Source organism: Dolichospermum sp. UHCC 0259 (assembly GCF_009711935.1).
Taxonomy (GTDB): Bacteria; Cyanobacteriota; Cyanobacteriia; order Cyanobacteriales; family Nostocaceae; genus Dolichospermum.
Genome location: NZ_VIKX01000167.1, coordinates 1 through 16,017, shown reverse-complemented (window position 1 = coordinate 16,017; position 16,017 = coordinate 1). Strand labels below are relative to the sequence as shown.

The 16,017-nt window shown below is 38.0% G+C and carries 19 protein-coding genes and 1 pseudogene; 9 read left to right on the top strand and 11 right to left on the bottom strand.

Annotation, left to right across the window (positions count from 1 at the left end):
• Both FJR05_RS13125 and FJR05_RS13120 read right to left on the bottom strand, forming a co-directional pair.
• Positions 1 to 373: pseudogene (locus tag FJR05_RS13125) on the bottom strand (hypothetical protein); the annotation flags it as partial.
• A gap of 51 nt (positions 374 to 424) precedes the next feature.
• Positions 425 to 1,384: a serine/threonine-protein kinase gene (locus FJR05_RS13120; RefSeq protein WP_168644520.1), complete on the bottom strand. Its 960-nt coding sequence runs from the start codon at positions 1,382 to 1,384 to the stop codon at positions 425 to 427.
• Between the two features lie 472 nt (positions 1,385 to 1,856).
• Here FJR05_RS13120 and FJR05_RS13115 point away from each other — a divergent pair, with 472 nt between their 5' ends.
• Complete coding sequence (locus tag FJR05_RS13115; RefSeq protein ID WP_168644519.1) at positions 1,857 to 3,500, top strand: ammonium transporter; 1,644 nt, start codon at positions 1,857 to 1,859, stop codon at positions 3,498 to 3,500.
• 5 nt (positions 3,501 to 3,505) lie between these two features.
• Here the strand turns inward: FJR05_RS13115 and FJR05_RS13110 are convergent, their stop codons facing one another.
• From FJR05_RS13110 to petC, 3 genes are all read right to left on the bottom strand, one after another.
• Complete coding sequence (locus tag FJR05_RS13110) at positions 3,506 to 4,432, bottom strand: phosphodiester glycosidase family protein (RefSeq protein WP_168644518.1); 927 nt, start codon at positions 4,430 to 4,432, stop codon at positions 3,506 to 3,508.
• A gap of 417 nt (positions 4,433 to 4,849) precedes the next feature.
• Complete coding sequence (gene petA, locus FJR05_RS13105; RefSeq protein WP_168644517.1) at positions 4,850 to 5,851, bottom strand: cytochrome f; 1,002 nt, start codon at positions 5,849 to 5,851, stop codon at positions 4,850 to 4,852.
• Between the two features lie 106 nt (positions 5,852 to 5,957).
• Entirely contained in the window at positions 5,958 to 6,497 is a 540-nt protein-coding gene (gene petC / locus FJR05_RS13100) for a cytochrome b6-f complex iron-sulfur subunit (protein ID WP_168644516.1), read from the bottom strand.
• A gap of 349 nt (positions 6,498 to 6,846) precedes the next feature.
• Between petC and FJR05_RS13095 the strand changes: the two genes are divergently transcribed.
• Both FJR05_RS13095 and FJR05_RS13085 read left to right on the top strand, forming a co-directional pair.
• The gene (locus tag FJR05_RS13095) at positions 6,847 to 7,155 is read left to right on the top strand and encodes a DUF3067 family protein (protein ID WP_096665994.1); all 309 of its coding nucleotides are present in this window, start codon (positions 6,847 to 6,849) and stop codon (positions 7,153 to 7,155) included.
• Positions 7,156 to 7,514: 359 nt separating this feature from the next.
• On the top strand, positions 7,515 to 9,800 hold the full coding sequence (locus FJR05_RS13085; RefSeq protein WP_168644515.1) for an IMS domain-containing protein: 2,286 nt from the start codon (positions 7,515 to 7,517) through the stop codon (positions 9,798 to 9,800).
• Positions 9,801 to 9,825: 25 nt separating this feature from the next.
• On the opposite strand, the gene FJR05_RS13080 is transcribed toward FJR05_RS13085, so the two are convergent.
• Positions 9,826 to 9,981 (bottom strand): hypothetical protein, encoded by a 156-nt coding sequence (locus FJR05_RS13080; RefSeq protein WP_168644514.1) that lies wholly within the window; start codon positions 9,979 to 9,981, stop codon positions 9,826 to 9,828.
• Between the two features lie 312 nt (positions 9,982 to 10,293).
• Between FJR05_RS13080 and FJR05_RS13075 the strand changes: the two genes are divergently transcribed.
• From FJR05_RS13075 to FJR05_RS13065, 3 genes are all read left to right on the top strand, one after another.
• Positions 10,294 to 11,538 carry a DUF4912 domain-containing protein gene (locus FJR05_RS13075; RefSeq protein WP_168644513.1) on the top strand — a complete coding sequence of 415 codons (1,245 nt, stop codon included), beginning with the start codon at positions 10,294 to 10,296 and terminating at the stop codon, positions 11,536 to 11,538.
• Between the two features lie 296 nt (positions 11,539 to 11,834).
• Positions 11,835 to 12,074 (top strand): hypothetical protein, encoded by a 240-nt coding sequence (locus FJR05_RS13070; RefSeq protein ID WP_168644512.1) that lies wholly within the window; start codon positions 11,835 to 11,837, stop codon positions 12,072 to 12,074.
• Positions 12,074 to 12,478 (top strand): PIN domain-containing protein, encoded by a 405-nt coding sequence (locus FJR05_RS13065; RefSeq protein ID WP_168644511.1) that lies wholly within the window; start codon positions 12,074 to 12,076, stop codon positions 12,476 to 12,478. Before FJR05_RS13070 ends, FJR05_RS13065 begins: the two co-directional genes overlap by 1 nt.
• Before the next feature lie 148 nt (positions 12,479 to 12,626).
• On the opposite strand, the gene FJR05_RS13060 is transcribed toward FJR05_RS13065, so the two are convergent.
• The 4 genes from FJR05_RS13060 to FJR05_RS13045 form a co-directional block, all read right to left on the bottom strand.
• Positions 12,627 to 13,079: an HNH endonuclease gene (locus tag FJR05_RS13060; RefSeq protein WP_168644510.1), complete on the bottom strand. Its 453-nt coding sequence runs from the start codon at positions 13,077 to 13,079 to the stop codon at positions 12,627 to 12,629.
• Positions 13,076 to 13,315 (bottom strand): hypothetical protein, encoded by a 240-nt coding sequence (locus tag FJR05_RS13055; RefSeq protein WP_168644509.1) that lies wholly within the window; start codon positions 13,313 to 13,315, stop codon positions 13,076 to 13,078. The genes FJR05_RS13060 and FJR05_RS13055 overlap by 4 nt, the downstream gene beginning before the upstream one ends.
• 118 nt (positions 13,316 to 13,433) lie before the next feature.
• Positions 13,434 to 13,811, bottom strand: a complete 378-nt coding sequence (locus FJR05_RS13050) for a DUF6516 family protein (RefSeq protein WP_168644508.1) — start codon at positions 13,809 to 13,811, stop codon at positions 13,434 to 13,436.
• Positions 13,808 to 14,107 (bottom strand): hypothetical protein, encoded by a 300-nt coding sequence (locus FJR05_RS13045; protein ID WP_168644507.1) that lies wholly within the window; start codon positions 14,105 to 14,107, stop codon positions 13,808 to 13,810. The genes FJR05_RS13050 and FJR05_RS13045 overlap by 4 nt, the downstream gene beginning before the upstream one ends.
• 94 nt (positions 14,108 to 14,201) lie before the next feature.
• On the opposite strand from FJR05_RS13045, the gene FJR05_RS13040 reads away from it, so the two are divergent.
• The 3 genes from FJR05_RS13040 (at position 14,202) to FJR05_RS13030 (ending at position 15,539) form a co-directional block, all read left to right on the top strand.
• Positions 14,202 to 14,498 (top strand): hypothetical protein, encoded by a 297-nt coding sequence (locus FJR05_RS13040; RefSeq protein WP_254446930.1) that lies wholly within the window; start codon positions 14,202 to 14,204, stop codon positions 14,496 to 14,498.
• A 53-nt stretch (positions 14,499 to 14,551) separates the two neighbouring features.
• Positions 14,552 to 14,851: a helix-turn-helix domain-containing protein gene (locus tag FJR05_RS13035; RefSeq protein ID WP_028083851.1), complete on the top strand. Its 300-nt coding sequence runs from the start codon at positions 14,552 to 14,554 to the stop codon at positions 14,849 to 14,851.
• A gap of 286 nt (positions 14,852 to 15,137) precedes the next feature.
• Positions 15,138 to 15,539, top strand: coding sequence for a GxxExxY protein (locus tag FJR05_RS13030; protein ID WP_168644506.1), 402 nt, complete (start codon positions 15,138 to 15,140; stop codon positions 15,537 to 15,539).
• Positions 15,540 to 15,549: 10 nt separating this feature from the next.
• On the opposite strand, the gene FJR05_RS26975 is transcribed toward FJR05_RS13030, so the two are convergent.
• Positions 15,550 to 16,017: hypothetical protein (locus FJR05_RS26975; RefSeq protein WP_217385584.1), on the bottom strand; the 468-nt coding region annotated here is incomplete at its 5' end.

The window sequence follows — 16,017 nt, the reverse complement described above, 5'->3', positions numbered from 1 at the left end:
CACATTCTGTATCTCCTACTACATAAGCTTTTTCTGCTTCTTGTCCCCCTGTCAGGATTATTGCACCAGTGAAAATTCTTGCTGCTTGTCCTGGTTTAATAGTAATTTTGGGTTGATATCCTGCGGGAATTTCTTCGACAACTTCTAACATTGTCGGATTTTCAGGAGTGGAATTTTGCACATCTTCATAACGCACTGCAAAACCATCCATTGCGGAATTGTCCCAATGAGGAAAATCCAAAGAACTAATGACAGGAGTTGCTAAAATCCGATGAGATGCTGTTAATAAATCAACAACTTCAAGATCATGTTCTTGATTTAAAGGTTGAACATGATTGAAAATAATGGTTTCTGCATCTTTGACGGATAACATAGTGAATGATTTAGTTAGTTACTGTTGACAATTAAAATTAAGTACCTTTTATTATTGAGGGATTTGAGGTTGAGAGGTTGGCAAATTATTATCAGGAGGCTTAGACGTATTGGCATCTATGATTCCAAACTTAAAAACAATTCCCACCAAGATAAATACTATGACTCCAATGATTTTCTTTAAATAAAAATTGAGCCACTTATTAACCTTTGCTTGATGTTCCAGATTACGTTCAATTTCTTCTAGCTTTTGCAAAATCTCTTTTGCATTTTTAGGTCTATCCTCTGGAGACCGAGCTATTAATTTATCAATAAATTCTGCCAAAAGTGGTGATATTTGCGGCGCACTGGCACGCCAACGCAATTTTTTATTTCGGTCTTCTTCCAATTCATTGGGATGCTTCCCCGTTAACAGATGTACAAATGTCATTCCCAAGGCGTAGAAATCAGATTGTGTTACAGTCCTACCTTTTCTTTGCTCTGGTGGAATGTAACCATCAGTACCAATTACTGTAAGAGATTTGTTATCTACCACAGTTTTAGTAATAGGTCTACCTGCATCAAGGTCAATCAAGATAATTTCTCCACCACTATTTTTTACCATAATATTTGATGGTTTTATATCCCGGTGAATATAATCTTTATTATGTAGTCGGCCTAAAATTATTGTCAATTTTCTCAACCAATCAATAGTTTGTTGATCATTAGGTGGTTGATTGTTTGGTGTGTTTAGCCATTGCAGTAAATCTATCCCCTCGATTTTTTCCATCACTAAGCAAGATGCTGGAATTGGATCATTGGGAAATCTAATCTGGAAGTATCCGGCTTTATCTATTTTAGGAATTCCTTCAAACCAATTATTATTCAATACCTCTGCACTTCGTTCAAAACGCTGTATCGCTTCTTGATTAACTGTATGCAAAACCTTAATTACTTTCGATTTTTTGCCCTCAACAATATCAATAGCATTATAAAGTCTAGACTTGTCTAGTTGGTGTTTTTCTGTTGCCATCAGGACATTAGTTACTCGATACCTATTATTCAGTATCAAGCTAGAGCCACAATTTCCGCAATTTGTCTCACTTAAAGGTCTTTTTGTCTTGGAGCAACTACGGTTGATACATAGACAATACTGGGTTTTAGGTTCTTCGGGTTCAGGGTGGGTCTGCGAGTATAAATTTACCATTTTATGTGAAGGAATTAGTAGAAGTGAATGATAAAAAACTTTTTAGCTAGTCTGCTAGGGTATTTATGAAGTTATATAAATCTAAGCAAAAGCCAGACTTTCAGGATTATAGCAAATAAACACATTAAATCTGGGATATTACGGATTATAAATAAACATATTTTTAATATAAAGGCAATATAAAGGTAATTTAAAGATAAAATTATTGTTAAATATTTTACATTAAAACTAGTTCATAATATACAAAGAATTAAAGTATAATGCGTATGTTTCTTTCGCAAGAATATTCTAATTCCCTATGTTTAAGCCAAAAAGCCGAAAAACTAAGCCCAGAAATACCCAGTTGTTAAAGTTTATATGTCTGCCAATAATAGCTTTTATCACAATTGTTTGGATATCTCAGGCTACTGCGTCCACACCACCTTCCTTAGAAAGTCTACAAATTGGCCAAAATGCACAGCAAGTTAGTCAAAATACCCAGTGGGTACTGTTTACTGGATGCTTAGTATTCTTTATGAATGCTGGCTTTGCGATGTTGGAGTCTGGCTTTTGTCGCAGTGCTAATGCTATTACTGTTTTAGCCAAAAACCTGATTGTGTTTGCTGTTGTTACTGTAGCTTTCTGGACTTTGGGCTTCGGTTTCATGTTTGGTGATGGGAGTGATTTTATCGGCACTCATGGTTTTTTGTTGCAGGGTGCTGATAATAGTCCATTAACAAACGATAATTACACAGGAGTTTTCCATTCATTAAAATGGGCGGCAATCCCACTCAGTGCGAAATTTTTCTTCCAGTTAACCTTTGCTGGTACTACCGGGACTATTGTTTCTGGTGCGGTTGCTGAAAGAATGAAGTTTAGTGTATTTATAATTTTCAGTTTCTTTTTAGCATTGAGTTATTCCATCACAGGTCACTGGATTTGGGGTAGTGCGGGTGATTTAACTTTGCCAGGTGGTGTTCTATATAATCTGGGTTTTAGAGATTTTGCTGGTTCAACGGTAGTTCACTCAGTTGGTGGCTGGGCTGCTTTGACGGGGGCAATATTATTACAGCCCCGTTTGGGAAAATATAGAACATTAAAACGGGGTGAAAAACTCCCTGCCAATGAAATCAGTTTTCGTAAGAGAAAAATTGTTTCTATGCCGCCCCATAGCCTGAGTACGGGTACACTCGGTTGTTTTATTCTTTGGTTGGGTTGGTATGGTTTTAATGCTGGCTCAACTCTCACAGCAAATTCCGAAGCTATATCTCATGTTCTCTTAGCAACTCTCATGGCTGCTGGTATGGGTGGATTAGGTAGCACTTTTTGGTCTTGGCAGTTTTACGAGAAACCAAGTCTATCATTCATGATTAATGGCATTCTTGCGGGTGCTGTTAGTATTACTGCTCCTTGTGCTTTTGTGAATATTCCCAGTGCGGCTGTGATTGGTTTTGTGGGTGGGGCTTTGGTTGTTTGGGCAACAATTTTCTTAGACAAATTACAAATTGATGATCCTGTCGGGGCTATTCCTGTTCACCTGGTTTGCGGAATTTGGGGAACACTTGCAGTAGGATTGTTTAGCCAGAATCCTAATAGTTATGCTTGGTATGAAGCATTTGGCACAAAAACGGGTGGTTTATTTTTCGGTGGTGGGTTTGATCTCTTATTGGTTCAACTCTTAGGAGTTTTATTAGTTGGTGCATTTACAACTGTATTTAGTACCATTGCTTGGATTGGCATTAGCTATTTTATGTATATTACTTCCCCTATTCCTCGCCCTAAATTTAAGATTTTCAAATATCTGAGAGTTTCACCTCAAGAGGAAGTAATTGGTCTGGATAGTTTATTTGCTGAGGGTAGTGATATAGCGTCTCTAAAACGAGATTACGTTAAACGTCAACAGAAAAAACGTGCTTGGCAGCTAAAGTCTAGGAGAAGTAAATCGGTGCAGCACCGTAAATAGGACTTTCACTGTTTATAAATTAAAAATACTGAACCAATTGCTCCTAGATTCTCCAGGTAGATTTTATTTTTATAAAACAATCCTGGAGACATTCCTCCATCAAATAACATTCCTTCTTGAATTGTTCCTAAACAGTTATTTTTAGCAATTCCTGTTAGGAGATTATCAAATTGGTGGGGGAGTAGTTCTTTATTATTAGCAGAAATCTGAATAGGGGAATTTGCTTTCATATCATTAACTAGCAAGATGACATAACCTTTGCTGGTAATGGCAACTAAAGAACGATTAGTAGCACCTTTACAAGCAAATTCCCCTAAAGCTTGGCAAATATCTTTAAATTTTCCTTGATTGTAAAATCTGCCATTACCTCCTACCATATTGTAATTTAGAATATTTGCTGCTCTTCTACCAGTTCCCATAGTTGCTTTTCGTTGTTGGGGATTTCCTTTTGAGATGCCAAAGGAAGAACGTTTATTTTTAAATGCTCCTGAATATTCGACACCGCGAGAAATATTGAAGCCTTGAGGTTGGTTTTTTGGATCTATATAGTCAGCATTAATGGCGGCAATTGGTGATTTGCCATTTAATTGAGAATTAGCATCGGTGATGATTTCTCGAAATTGTTTTGGTACATATTCTCGACGAAATCTGCCTCTAGAATCTTTAGCGTAAATCTGATGTGATAACCCTACGTTTACTTTAAAATCTAATTCTGGAGATTGAGGATTAAAAATAATTACATGATTGATGCCTTTATTATATTTTTGACCATTATTATTAGTTTGAAAAAACTCAATACTAAATTGAGGATTTTTACGAGAACAATTAGCAGATTGTTTTGCTGCTGAATTAGCTATCACATTTTGAGAACCTGATATTAAAGCTATAGGAAGAGTTAATAAAGATAAAAAAATCCATTTTTTGGTAAACATACAGCAAAATTCAGGAGTCAGGAAGAAGGAAGAAGGAAGAAGGAGGAAGAATTAGATCAATGTAGGAATAGTTTTAAATTTCAGAAAGTGATAGGTTTGTATTGATTCACTTTTTTAACACTGAAACTCTTAATAGAAGTAGTCGGACAAAATTAAATTCACTCTTTGAGAGAGGGAACAGAAAAATCAATTGTGTAATTAATTCTGTCGCATTATTTATCTAGGTTTTCGGTTTATTTGAGATTATTGGACTTGAGAAATTTGATCGGTTTGTTACCCATTATAAGAAAAAAGACAGGCGAAAAGCCTGTCAAATAACGGATGATCTTGCCAAGAATTTGTAATCATTCTGAACAGTGATTGTTCCGATTTATGAATTATCTAAATCAAATCAATCAAACAAATCATAGTTATGATTTAGAAATTCATTTCCGCAGCTTGGACTTTTTCTACTTGTTTCTTCTTGAGGACTAGCATTACTTGTGCTAACATCACCAAACAGATAAAAGCAACTAACCATGCAACTCTAGAAGAGTCTTGCAAAACAATTTCTGCATCTCTTTGACCAAAACCACCAACGTTGGGGTTGTTGGTTAAAGCATCACCAATGGCAACGGCTTGTCCTTCAGTGACAATTAATTCGGGTCCAACGGGAACTGTATCGGTAACAACATCACCAGTTGCGGTTGTGATGCTAATTAGATTTTTAACGTTACCGTCTTCATCTTCTGTTTGAGCAATTTTGCTAATTGTACCGGCGGCAGAAGCGTTGAATAGGTTATTATTGCTCTTTTCACCTGTGGGGTAAACTTGTCCACGTCCGCGATTACCGCCTACATGAACAGAGTATTTGCCAAAGTGGATTTTTTTGTCTGTAGCGGGGTTAGGAGAAAGAATGGGGAAGACGATTTCTTGATATTCTTCACCGGGTAATGGACCAACGATGACGACATTATCTGTGCTGTCGTTGTAGGGGGTGAATGTCATGTCACCCACTTCTTCTTTCATTTCTTCAGGAATGCGATCTTCTGGGGCAATCTTGAAGCCTTCGGGCAACATTAATACAGCGCCGACATTTAAGCCCACCTTAGAACCATCAGCGCCAACTTGTTGGACGGTGGCATCGTAAGGGATTTTGACAATGGCTTTAAATACGGTGTCAGGAAGTACAGATTGAGGAATTTCTATTTCTGTGGGTTTAGCAGCTAGGTGACAGTTAGCGCAAACAATTCGCCCTGTGGCTTCGCGGGGGGTTGCAGGAGCGGTTTCTTGCGCCCAAAAGGGGTAGGCGGCGGCAGTTTGTGGGACGGCTATATCGCTAGTGAAGAAAAAGGTAACAGTAGCGATCGCTATTAGCAATGTTTTAACCATTGCTTTAGCAGTGCGAGTTAACCTCGCAGGTGTAAGGGCATTTCTCATCTCTATAAAGTCATTTGTCGGTGGTCAGTTGTCAGTTGTCAGTTGTCAGTTGTCAGTTGTCAAGAGTTGATTAAAAGCTCTAGATTTTTGACTTGAGACTAACTATTTAAGCCCACCAAGCGGCATCGCCGGTGCGGAAATCGGTTTCTGTCCAAGGTGTGAGTAGAATTTTGTCGTCTTCTACTTTGGCATGGGCTAGAGGTAGGGATTTTGGTGCAGGACCACGAATTACTTTACCAGTAGCGTCATATTGTGAACCATGACAAGGGCATTTAAACTTATTCTCAGCCACGTTCCAGGGTACAACACAACCTAAGTGGGTACAAATAGCATTAATCCCGTAGTCAGCGATCGCTTCTTTACTTTCCACCACAATATAGGTAGGATCTCCCTTGAGTCCTTGCACCAAACTGCGACCGCCCACACTATGGCTGTCTAGAAATTGACTAACACTAACATCATTACCTAGTTCATTCTTGGCTACAGTACCGCCACCAGCAGCACCACTAGCAGGAGGGATAAGGTAGTTAACAACAGGGTACAATACACCCAATGCCACTCCGGTAACAGTCCCAAAAGTGAGCAGGTTCATAAACTGACGACGACCCATATCGGGAACGTCTGCTGATTCTGAAAATTGAGCCATAATCTCCGCGCTGTTTGTGTAATTTATTAATCATTTTGATAAGAGTACCAGCACAAGAGCCACTCTCATCTGAATTGAAATCATAACGCTCACAGCGATGCCATAATTCTTAGTTGCAAGACATAGTGAGCATCTCTTTCGTTAGCATTACATTTCTTTATATCCTTATCATACTGGAGTCACGGAACTTAATATCATAACTAAATGTAAAATCTAGATAAGCTAAGGGGAAGAGGCAGGGGAGCAGGGGAGCAGGGGAGCAGGGGAGCAGGGGAGCGGAGGAGCAGGGGAGCAGAGGAGTAGGGGGTAGGGAGAAATAATTGTCTAATTACCAATTACCAAAATTACTATGACCGGAAAGGAATTACGCCAACTGTTGATTGATAAATGGGGACAACCTTATGATGTCCAGTTTCGCCGCACCCAAGGCAAAATATTTCTGCAAATCATGTGGAAATACTTTGGACAAGTTTCTTTTCCCATGAGCGAAACAGATTATCAAGATCATCTGGACAGCATTGCCAATTATCTTAATGCTTTAGGCGGAATACAACAAGTACAAACTTTTATTCTAGAAACTAAAGAGCGTCCTCGTCTTGGTAAAGCAGTTAGCATACCTCTTGACTTAGGTGAGCGGGCTTCGGAATGGATTGTTTAAAAATTTGGTGATTGGTGATTGGTGATTGGTGAAAACCATTCTTCCTCCCCCTACTTCCCCTACTCCCCCTACTTCCCCTACTTCCCCTACTCCCCCTACTCCCCCTACTCCCCCTACTTCCCCTACTTCCCCTACTTCCCCTACTCCCGACTCCTGATACAGTGACCTTAAACTGAAGATATAAAAAAATTAACGGCAAAGAATCAGATATCTGTTACTATCTACACTTATTGTACTAGGTCAACACGGTATTAATCAGGCTATGATTATGGGACGGTTTTAGAAGCCTGGAACGCTCCAGGTAAATTATGTTAATTTTTACAAGAAGCTACGAGAACACAGTGCAGGGGACGTAAGCTGTGCGAATTCCGCTTGATTATTACCGAATTCTAGGATTACCGTTGGCGGCAAATGAGGAACAATTGCGACAGGCATACAGCGATCGCATTGTCCAATTGCCCCGACGGGAATATTCGACTACCTCTATATCTTCTCGCAAGAAGCTGATTGAAGAAGCTTATATGGTTTTATTAGATACCGACGAGCGCAAAGCCTACGATCAGCTTTATCTAGCTCACGTTTATACTCCTAACAAAAATGCTGACACACTTTCACAAGAAAACCTAGTAGATACCAACCCCAAAGACCAAGAGACTCAAAGTCTCAGCATCGAAATCACCCCAGAGCGATTTGTTGGTTCTTTGTTAATACTCCAAGAACTAGGAGAATATGAATTAGTATTAAAACTTGGTCGCCCGTACCTAGTTAATAAACCTAGTCCAGTTAGTCTCAAAACAGGTCATCGTGCTACCCAAACAGAAACTTCTGAAAATCCAGACCTACCAGACATTATCCTCACCGTCTCCCTAGCTTGTCTAGAACTAGGACGAGAAGAATGGCAACAAGGTCATTATGAAAATGCGGCCATATCTTTAGAAACAGGTGAGGAATTATTAGCACGGGAAGGTCTCTTTCCCAGCGTCCGCGCCGAAATGACCGCTGATCTTTACAAACTGCGTCCCTATCGCATCTTGGAACTATTAGCACTACCACAAACACAGATTCCCAAACGTCGGCAAGGATTAGAATTATTACAAAGTATCTTAGAAGATCGTGGTGGCATTGATGGCACAGGCAACGATCAATCAGGACTCAACATAGATGACTTTTTACGATTTATTCAACAAATTCGCCATTATTTAACAGTTTCAGAACAGCATAAACTCTTTGAATTAGAAAGTAAACGCCCATCAGCCGTGGCCACATATTTAGCAGTATATTCCTTAATCGCCAGAGGTTTTGCTCAACGCCAACCAGCATTAATTCGTCAAGCCAAGCAACTATTAATGCAATTGGGCAAACGCCAAGACGTGCATTTAGAACAATCCCTTTGTGCTTTACTCATGGGACAAACCGAAGAAGCCACCCGCGTTTTAGAACTAAGTCAAGAATATGAAGCCTTAGCTTTTATTCGGGAAAAATCCCAAGACTCACCAGACCTATTACCTGGACTATGCTTATACAGTGAACAATGGTTGCAGCAAGAAGTATTTCCTCACTTTCGAGATTTGGCAAAACAGCAAGCCTCTTTAAAAGAATACTTTGCTGATAGACAAGTACAAGCTTATCTAGAATCTTTACCCAACGATGCCCAAATCACCAATGAATGGGCAGTAATTAACCATCAATCCTTTCCCCAGCCAGATATTCATCATTCCAATCACCATAATAATCACACCACACAAACACCACGACATCATCAACCAGTCAATCCTGAGTTACCAGAAACCCATCCTCGACCTCAACCTGAATCTTCCCAGGTTTCTATACCGAGATGGAATCATCCATCAACGGATGGAAGTACGGGAAATCAAAGATCACAAATACCCTTAACAGCACCCAACCCAAACAGAAGAACACATTCAGTTAATGATCATTCGACCGCAGCAACAAACCACCAGTCTCCCAAACGTAGAAGACGCAAACCCACTGCTAATAACCTTCCTCAGCGATTCATCCAGTCTCAAACTAATTTTCTCAGTAGTCTAGATCCAAAAACGCGCTTAGTTTGGCTAGTTTTCTTCTCATTGGGAGGATTATTAATTTTTTCGCTATTAGTATCAACAACTTTTGGCTTAGTCAAAAATATCTTCTTTCCTAGTCCATCATTAAAGGGAGAACAGTTAGCAATACAACTAAATCAACCACCCACTACTATTCCTGACCCCAACAGCGAACCTGAACCCAGTAACGAAGAACTGACCAAAGAGTTAGCAAAGGAGGTAATTGAAACTTGGTTATCTGCCAAAGCCTCAGCTTTAGGGCAAAATCATGACATTGATGGTTTAAAAGAAATTTTAACAGGTACAGTTTTATCCCAATGGCAGTCAGTAGCCCAGCAAGAACAAGAAGATCAACGCCATCGCCAATATAAGCATAATGTAGAAATAGTCGCTGTCTCTAAAAAAGGTACAGATCAAGATTATGTATCTGTAGACGCTCAGGTACAAGAAATTACCAATTTCTATCAAAATAGTCAGCAGCAAAAGTCTTCTAATGAAAACTTGCGGGTTCGTTATGATTTGGTTCGCAAAGAAGGCAAATGGCTGATTCAGAAAATGTCGGTGATGCAGAATTTTTTGTAATTGGTCAGTTGTCAGTGGTCAGTTGTCAGTTGTCAGTGGTCATTGGTGAAAACGATTCTTCTTTCTTCTTTCTTCTTTCTTCTTCCTCCTGAACTCCTGAACTCCTGACTCCTCCCTTGATGTCATCAAACCTTGACAGTAATGGTCTAGCTGAGATCAATATATTAAGATTTCCTGACATATTGATCCCCGCAGGGCTGATAAATACGTGAAATATAGTAAAACCTATCTTTAGACCCCTTGATCCCTAGATAGTTTTACTGGTTAATATTTACTTAACAACTCTTTGCAATCCTCAATAAATGCAAAACAACGGCATAACCAGGAATTTCGATGAGTTGGTATCTTAATAAAAAAACAAACAGTAAACAAATTTAAAACTGGGGCAAAACCAGGAGTCAGGAATAAAAAAATCTGGGTAGATGATATTTCATCAAACTTTTTTTAACCCGGAAACAATAATTTACCTTTCAAACTACTGGAGTCCAAATCAATGGCAAAAGAACGCCCACCGCTAGAAGAGATGACCCTACGGCAATTACGCAAAGTTGCCAGTGAATACTGTATATCTCGTTACAGCAGAATGCGGAAATCGCAGTTATTAGCATCAATTGAAGACGTTCAAAATAGTAAATTCTCGCTCAGTTCATCCCCTAATCTGGAGGCACAAGAAACCGTGGAAGCAGCAAAATTTGAGTTAGGTCAAGAAGATCGCACTGGTGGTTCTCTCGCTGATGTTGATGAAGCACTAGCAGATTTACCTGCTGGTTATGGTGACAGTCGGATTGTGCTGTTACCTCGTGATCCTCAATGGGCTTACACTTACTGGGATATTCCTAACGACCATAAAGAAGCACTTCGTCGTCAAGGTGGACAAACCCTAGCTTTGCGGATTTATGATGTTACTGATGTTGATCTAGATTATCAAAGTCCCCACAGTATTCAAGAATACCCTGCTGATGAACTAGCGAGAGAATGGTATTTGCCAATTCCTGTGAGCGATCGCGATTATGTGATAGATGTGGGTTATCGCACCGCTGATGGTGGTTGGTTAGTATTAGCGCGTTCCGCGAGAGTGCATATTCCCCCCGTTTATCCTTCAGATTGGATTGAAGATGTCTTCATCACTGTAGACTTTGAAGAAGACCTACGTGGTAAGACCTTCTACGAACTAGTTCCCCCATCCAAGAAATTACCAACTGCTACTGCGTCCGCGAGTGGTGAAAATCCCATCTACGAACAAATCTTTGATCTAGCAGAGTCCGCTGAAGCTCAACGAGTTGCAGGTTCTATATTCGGTTCTATGCAGCACATCCCCGGTTCTGCTGCTCCCGAACAAGCTCTCAGTTCCTACGTTTTCCCATCTGGTGTAGGTATGTGGGCTATTCCTACCGTATCTGGTTTAACTATGTCCGGTGTGGGAATGTCCGGTTTCTCCGCTTCTGCTATTCCTGCGCGTCCTCGCAAATTCTGGTTAGTTGCTGATGCTGAGTTGATTGTTTACGGTGCAACCGAACCTGATGCAACTGTAACCATTGGTGGTCGTCCCATTAAACTTAATTCGGATGGTACATTCCGCTTCCAAATGTCTTTCCAAGATGGTTTAATTGACTACCCAATTTTAGCTGTTGCGGCTGATGGTGAACAAACCCGTTCTATTCACATGAAGTTTGAGCGCGAAACACCTTCTCGTAATACTAATACTAAAGATGAAGCTGTTTTGGAATGGATGGTATAAGTTCTGTATCTAAAGATTAACCATAACTGCAATTAATAAATTTACCCGTTATAGGATTCCTGTAGCGGGTTTTTTATTGTCTGAATCAGGATATCCAGGATTAGAGGACTTTCAGGATGTTATAACAGTTATAAACTTTCACCAAAATATACAGTTATGGCGATCGCTATTTCCCTAACTCCAGAACTAGAAGCAAGACTACGCGAAAAAGCAGCAGAACATGGTTTAATTTGATGTGAGATTTGCTATTATTGAAAATAAGGTTTAAGACAATTAACTGAATTGGGTAAAAATCAATGATTTCAGAACAAGAATTATTAACAAAGTGGCGATCATTACCCCAGGATAAACAACAGGAAGTCTTAAAATTTGTGGAATTTATGCAATTGAAAACCACTGCCAAAAAACCGCCTTTGGGGGAACGTTTACGAGAAATTCGGTCTAAAATTGTTGCATCTGGTAAACCTTTATTAAATGCAGATGAAATAGAAAAAGAATTAGCTGATCGTAGGGGTGGAATCCAAGGTAGAGAATAATGATTATAACTTATATTGATTCGGGTGTGTTATTGAGTGCAACGAATGGTACTGGTTTAATTGCAGAAAAAGCATTAGAAATACTATCAGACTCACACCGGGTATTTGCTGCTAGTGAGTTTGTCAGATTGGAGGTAAGTCCTAAAGCAGTTTATCATCAGCAACCGGAAGAATATCAATTTTATGAAGAGTTTTTTAATGATGTTATCTACTGGGCAAATGATTTAACTTATATTGTACAAGAGGCTTATAAAATTGCTTCTCGGTATGGATTAGCTGCTATGGATGCACTTCATGTAGCTGCTGCTTTTTCTGTTGATGCTGAGGAGTTAATTACTACTGAAAAGAAAACAAAACCGATGCACAAAGTAGTTGGTATTAAAGTTATGTCTATTTTTGATTAAGATGTTTTTTTCTGACAATGAAAGTTTCAAAATCCCATCCATAACCTACAAATTACCAACGAACCATACAAACTGTAGGTTGGGTAGAACGCAGTGAAACCCAACATTTTGATCATCATCTATATTATTGTGAAAGTGCTGGGGTTTCTCAACTTTGTCGCGGGTCTTCATCTGGTGGATGCCAACCACCTTTTATCCAAAAACGACGCGCTTTGATAATAGAACCTTCATTATGCCTATCATCATTGAGGTCTAAGCGATTACAAGTAGCCCTTCCTGTAGGAGTAATACCAATAATTTTTAAACCATCTGCTGACCAAAGAAAATGATCTGACCATTTCTGTTTTCGAGGATTAAATATAGGAATTAAATCTCCAGTTTCCGGGTCAATACCAGTTGTAAAATTATAGCGATATCCGTTACAACGTTGACAAGCTAAAGCTAAATTATCAGGATCATCTGATGAACCAGGAAGAGACTGGGGAATAATATGATCAATAGCAAATAACGCTGCACTTGCTTCTTCTAAAGAATGACAGTATTCACAAAGGAATTTTGCTCTTTCTCTGACTAATTTTTTAGTTGTCTCGTTAACTGTCATGATTCAGCAATTATTTTTGCATTCAATAAAGTAAAAATCCTGTCCAGTTCTAATATTCCTGCTAGTTCAGCTTCTTCTTTTGTAGTTAACATTCCTGCTTTATTTTTATCAGCAAGTTCTTCTAACCTAGATTGTAATTCTGGAGTGAATTTAAACAAGTTCAAATTTCTGACTTTGCTGATTTCAATTCCAGATTCTATCCAGTATGAGGGTTGAATCATTACTTGAGTCATCATAGAATTATTTTAATAATTTTGATAACTTCTATATTATAACATAGTAAATTTTTAAATTAATAATTTTAAATATTTTTTGTCTGATAGCGTGGCGCAAGCCATATCAGGATAACCAGGATTAAAGGAGTTTAAAAATATCTTCAATATCAACAGGTAAATAGGGAAAAACAGAGTCTTCAGAACCATCATGTACATGATGAGGATAGGTGGCAATTTCGGGGTGATGGGGTGCGTTATCCCAACGTTTTATTAGTTCTCTATTTTCAGTTTGCCAATGAAAACTATATTTAATTATTTCTACTTGTCCAGATTCTATTTTAAAAAACTCAAACATTTCTAAAAAACTACTATCTTTTAATATCACACGATAACGCCATAAACCTTTATCAGTTTGTGCTTCTTCTCTAAGAATTTTAAAATTTACAGCTTTTGGACAAAGTGTAATTATAGATTTGATCCAAGCTAAATAATCATCAGCGTTTTTAATATTTTTCATAAGGCTTGTTCTAACTTATGGATTTTTGTTAAAATATCTTTGCGAAGTTCGCATAAACCAAACCATTCAAAAAAATCCATTTCATCCCCTAAACTTCCTGAGTTAAATTGTTCTATAAATTGTTCAGAAGTGAGTTGATATTTTTTTTCAAACTTATCTATATCTAAGTTATATGTAGCTAGTTTTTGACGATGACGAGTTAAAATTACATTTAGGAGTTGCCCAATAATTCTTTCTAATTCTGTGTTGTCTCTACAGTTTTCACTGAGCAATTCTAATTTTTCTAATGTATTCATAATTATATATACCTTTGGTGAGGTTTATCTTTATTATACACTATTAATCTGGATTTTTTGTCTGATAGCGTAGCGTGGCGCAAGCCATATCAGGATGTCCAGGATTTTAGGATTTACAGGATGTTATAATATTTATAAACTTTCACCAAAATATACAGTTATGGCGATCGCTATTTCCCTAACTCCAGAACTAGAAGCAAGACTACTTGAAAAAGCAACCCAACAAAGAAAAGATATCAGTTTAGTTGCGGCTGAATTATTAAAAAATATCCTAGACTGGGAATTAGAAGACTCACAAGCAGCTATTCAAGGTATTCAACAAGGATTAGATGATTTTGAAGCAGGAAGATTTCGGTGTTTTGATGATTTTGCCAAAAAATCAACATTTTGACTTGAAATATTAACTATAAACATTAACAAAAATACAAGGTTGTGGCAATCCTTATGAGTCAAATAACATTACCAGAAGTTCTCACAATTGATGAAGTTGCCGAATATTTGCGTTTACCTCAAGAAGCGGTAATTCGTCAAACATTACTGGGGAATATTCCCGGACAAAAAATAGAGAATAACTGGAGATTTTTAAAAGTTGCAATTGATGAATGGTTAAGTTCTCCATCTCACCGATATATTCTCATTCAACAAGCTGGCACTTTTGCTGATGATGATTCATTAGCTGATTTAAGAGCATCTATTTATGAAGCAAGAGGAAGAGCAGAAGTTGATGAGGATGAAGAGATTTAATGTACTTACTTGATACTGATACTTTAACGCATCTACACGCAGGAAACAGTAATGTAGTTAAGCAATTAAATACTGTAGAGGATGATTTAATTGCAATTACTATCATTACTAAAATTGAGGTATAGATAATATTCTGTGATTGTAATTATCATTTTTTATCTTTCAATATTCACGGACAATTCATCAATAACAATCCTGTACATCCTAAAATCCTGGACATCCTGATTCAGACAATTACAATTTCAGCATCCCACGAATAACTTACAAATAACAATCATGTAAATCAATGAACACACCTAATACCCAAAATAAAAAATTAGATGAAATCACATATATCATTAATGGGTGTGCAATGAAAATACACCGAACTTTGGGAAATGGTTTTCAGGAGGTTATTTATCAAAGATGTCTGGAAATTGAATTGCAAAAATCAGGTTTAGGTTTTGGAAGAGAGGTAGAACAAGTAATTTATTATGAAGGAATTGAAGTAGGAACACGAAGGGCGGATTTTATAGTTGAAAATCAGGTTGTGGTGGAGTTGAAAGCGGTTATTTCTTTGGAAGATGTTCATTTAGCACAAGCGAAAAATTATTTGGTGGCTTATAATTTTCCTGTTGGTTTATTGATTAATTTTGGTGGGTTGAAGTTGGAATATAAGAAGGTTTTTAATCCTAGATACCAGGTTTAAGTTGTCTGAATCAGGATGTCCAGGATTCAAGGATTTTCAGGATGTGGTTGTTTATTTGATGTGTGGATTTTGAGGATTTTTTTGTCTGAATCAGGATGTCCAGGATTTTAGGATTTACAGGATGTGGTTGTTTATTTGCAGTGTGGATTTTGAGGATTTTTTTTGTCTGAATCAGGATGTCCAGGATTTTAGGATTTTCAGGATGTTGTTGTTTATTTGCAGTGGGGATTTTGAGGATTTTTTTTGTCTGAATCAGGATGTCCAGGATTTTAGGATTTTCAGGATGTTGTTGTTTATTTGACGTGGGGATTTTGAGGATTTTTTTGTCTGAATCAGGATATCCAGGATTAGAGGATGTACAGGATGTTGTTATTTTATTGTCTATGAGAAATAGAGACTTTGGGATAATTGATAAGATAAATTGTAACTGTTCACACTCCCCCACTAAAAAGGAATTAGGAAGTAACAGGGATAGGAG

What these genes read in the sequence shown, in the direction of transcription:
- petC (WP_168644516.1), bottom strand. Translation starts at nt 6,497, where the DNA reads ATGGCTCAATTTTCAGAATCAGCAGACGTTCCCGATATGGGTCGTCGT.
- FJR05_RS13070 (WP_168644512.1), top strand. Translation starts at nt 11,835, where the DNA reads ATGATTTCAGAACAAGAATTATTAACAAAGTGGCGATCATTACCCCAG.
- FJR05_RS13045 (WP_168644507.1), bottom strand. Translation starts at nt 14,107, where the DNA reads ATGAATACATTAGAAAAATTAGAATTGCTCAGTGAAAACTGTAGAGAC.
- FJR05_RS13030 (WP_168644506.1), top strand. Translation starts at nt 15,138, where the DNA reads ATGAACACACCTAATACCCAAAATAAAAAATTAGATGAAATCACATAT.
- FJR05_RS13080 (WP_168644514.1), bottom strand. Translation starts at nt 9,981, where the DNA reads ATGTCAGGAAATCTTAATATATTGATCTCAGCTAGACCATTACTGTCA.
- FJR05_RS13055 (WP_168644509.1), bottom strand. Translation starts at nt 13,315, where the DNA reads ATGATGACTCAAGTAATGATTCAACCCTCATACTGGATAGAATCTGGA.
- FJR05_RS13060 (WP_168644510.1), bottom strand. Translation starts at nt 13,079, where the DNA reads ATGACAGTTAACGAGACAACTAAAAAATTAGTCAGAGAAAGAGCAAAA.
- FJR05_RS13120 (WP_168644520.1), bottom strand. Translation starts at nt 1,384, where the DNA reads ATGGCAACAGAAAAACACCAACTAGACAAGTCTAGACTTTATAATGCT.
- FJR05_RS13035 (WP_028083851.1), top strand. Translation starts at nt 14,552, where the DNA reads ATGAGTCAAATAACATTACCAGAAGTTCTCACAATTGATGAAGTTGCC.
- FJR05_RS13115 (WP_168644519.1), top strand. Translation starts at nt 1,857, where the DNA reads ATGTTTAAGCCAAAAAGCCGAAAAACTAAGCCCAGAAATACCCAGTTG.
- FJR05_RS13075 (WP_168644513.1), top strand. Translation starts at nt 10,294, where the DNA reads ATGGCAAAAGAACGCCCACCGCTAGAAGAGATGACCCTACGGCAATTA.
- FJR05_RS13065 (WP_168644511.1), top strand. Translation starts at nt 12,074, where the DNA reads ATGATTATAACTTATATTGATTCGGGTGTGTTATTGAGTGCAACGAAT.
- petA (WP_168644517.1), bottom strand. Translation starts at nt 5,851, where the DNA reads ATGAGAAATGCCCTTACACCTGCGAGGTTAACTCGCACTGCTAAAGCA.
- FJR05_RS13050 (WP_168644508.1), bottom strand. Translation starts at nt 13,811, where the DNA reads ATGAAAAATATTAAAAACGCTGATGATTATTTAGCTTGGATCAAATCT.
- FJR05_RS13040 (WP_254446930.1), top strand. Translation starts at nt 14,202, where the DNA reads ATGTCCAGGATTTTAGGATTTACAGGATGTTATAATATTTATAAACTT.
- FJR05_RS13110 (WP_168644518.1), bottom strand. Translation starts at nt 4,432, where the DNA reads ATGTTTACCAAAAAATGGATTTTTTTATCTTTATTAACTCTTCCTATA.
- FJR05_RS13095 (WP_096665994.1), top strand. Translation starts at nt 6,847, where the DNA reads ATGACCGGAAAGGAATTACGCCAACTGTTGATTGATAAATGGGGACAA.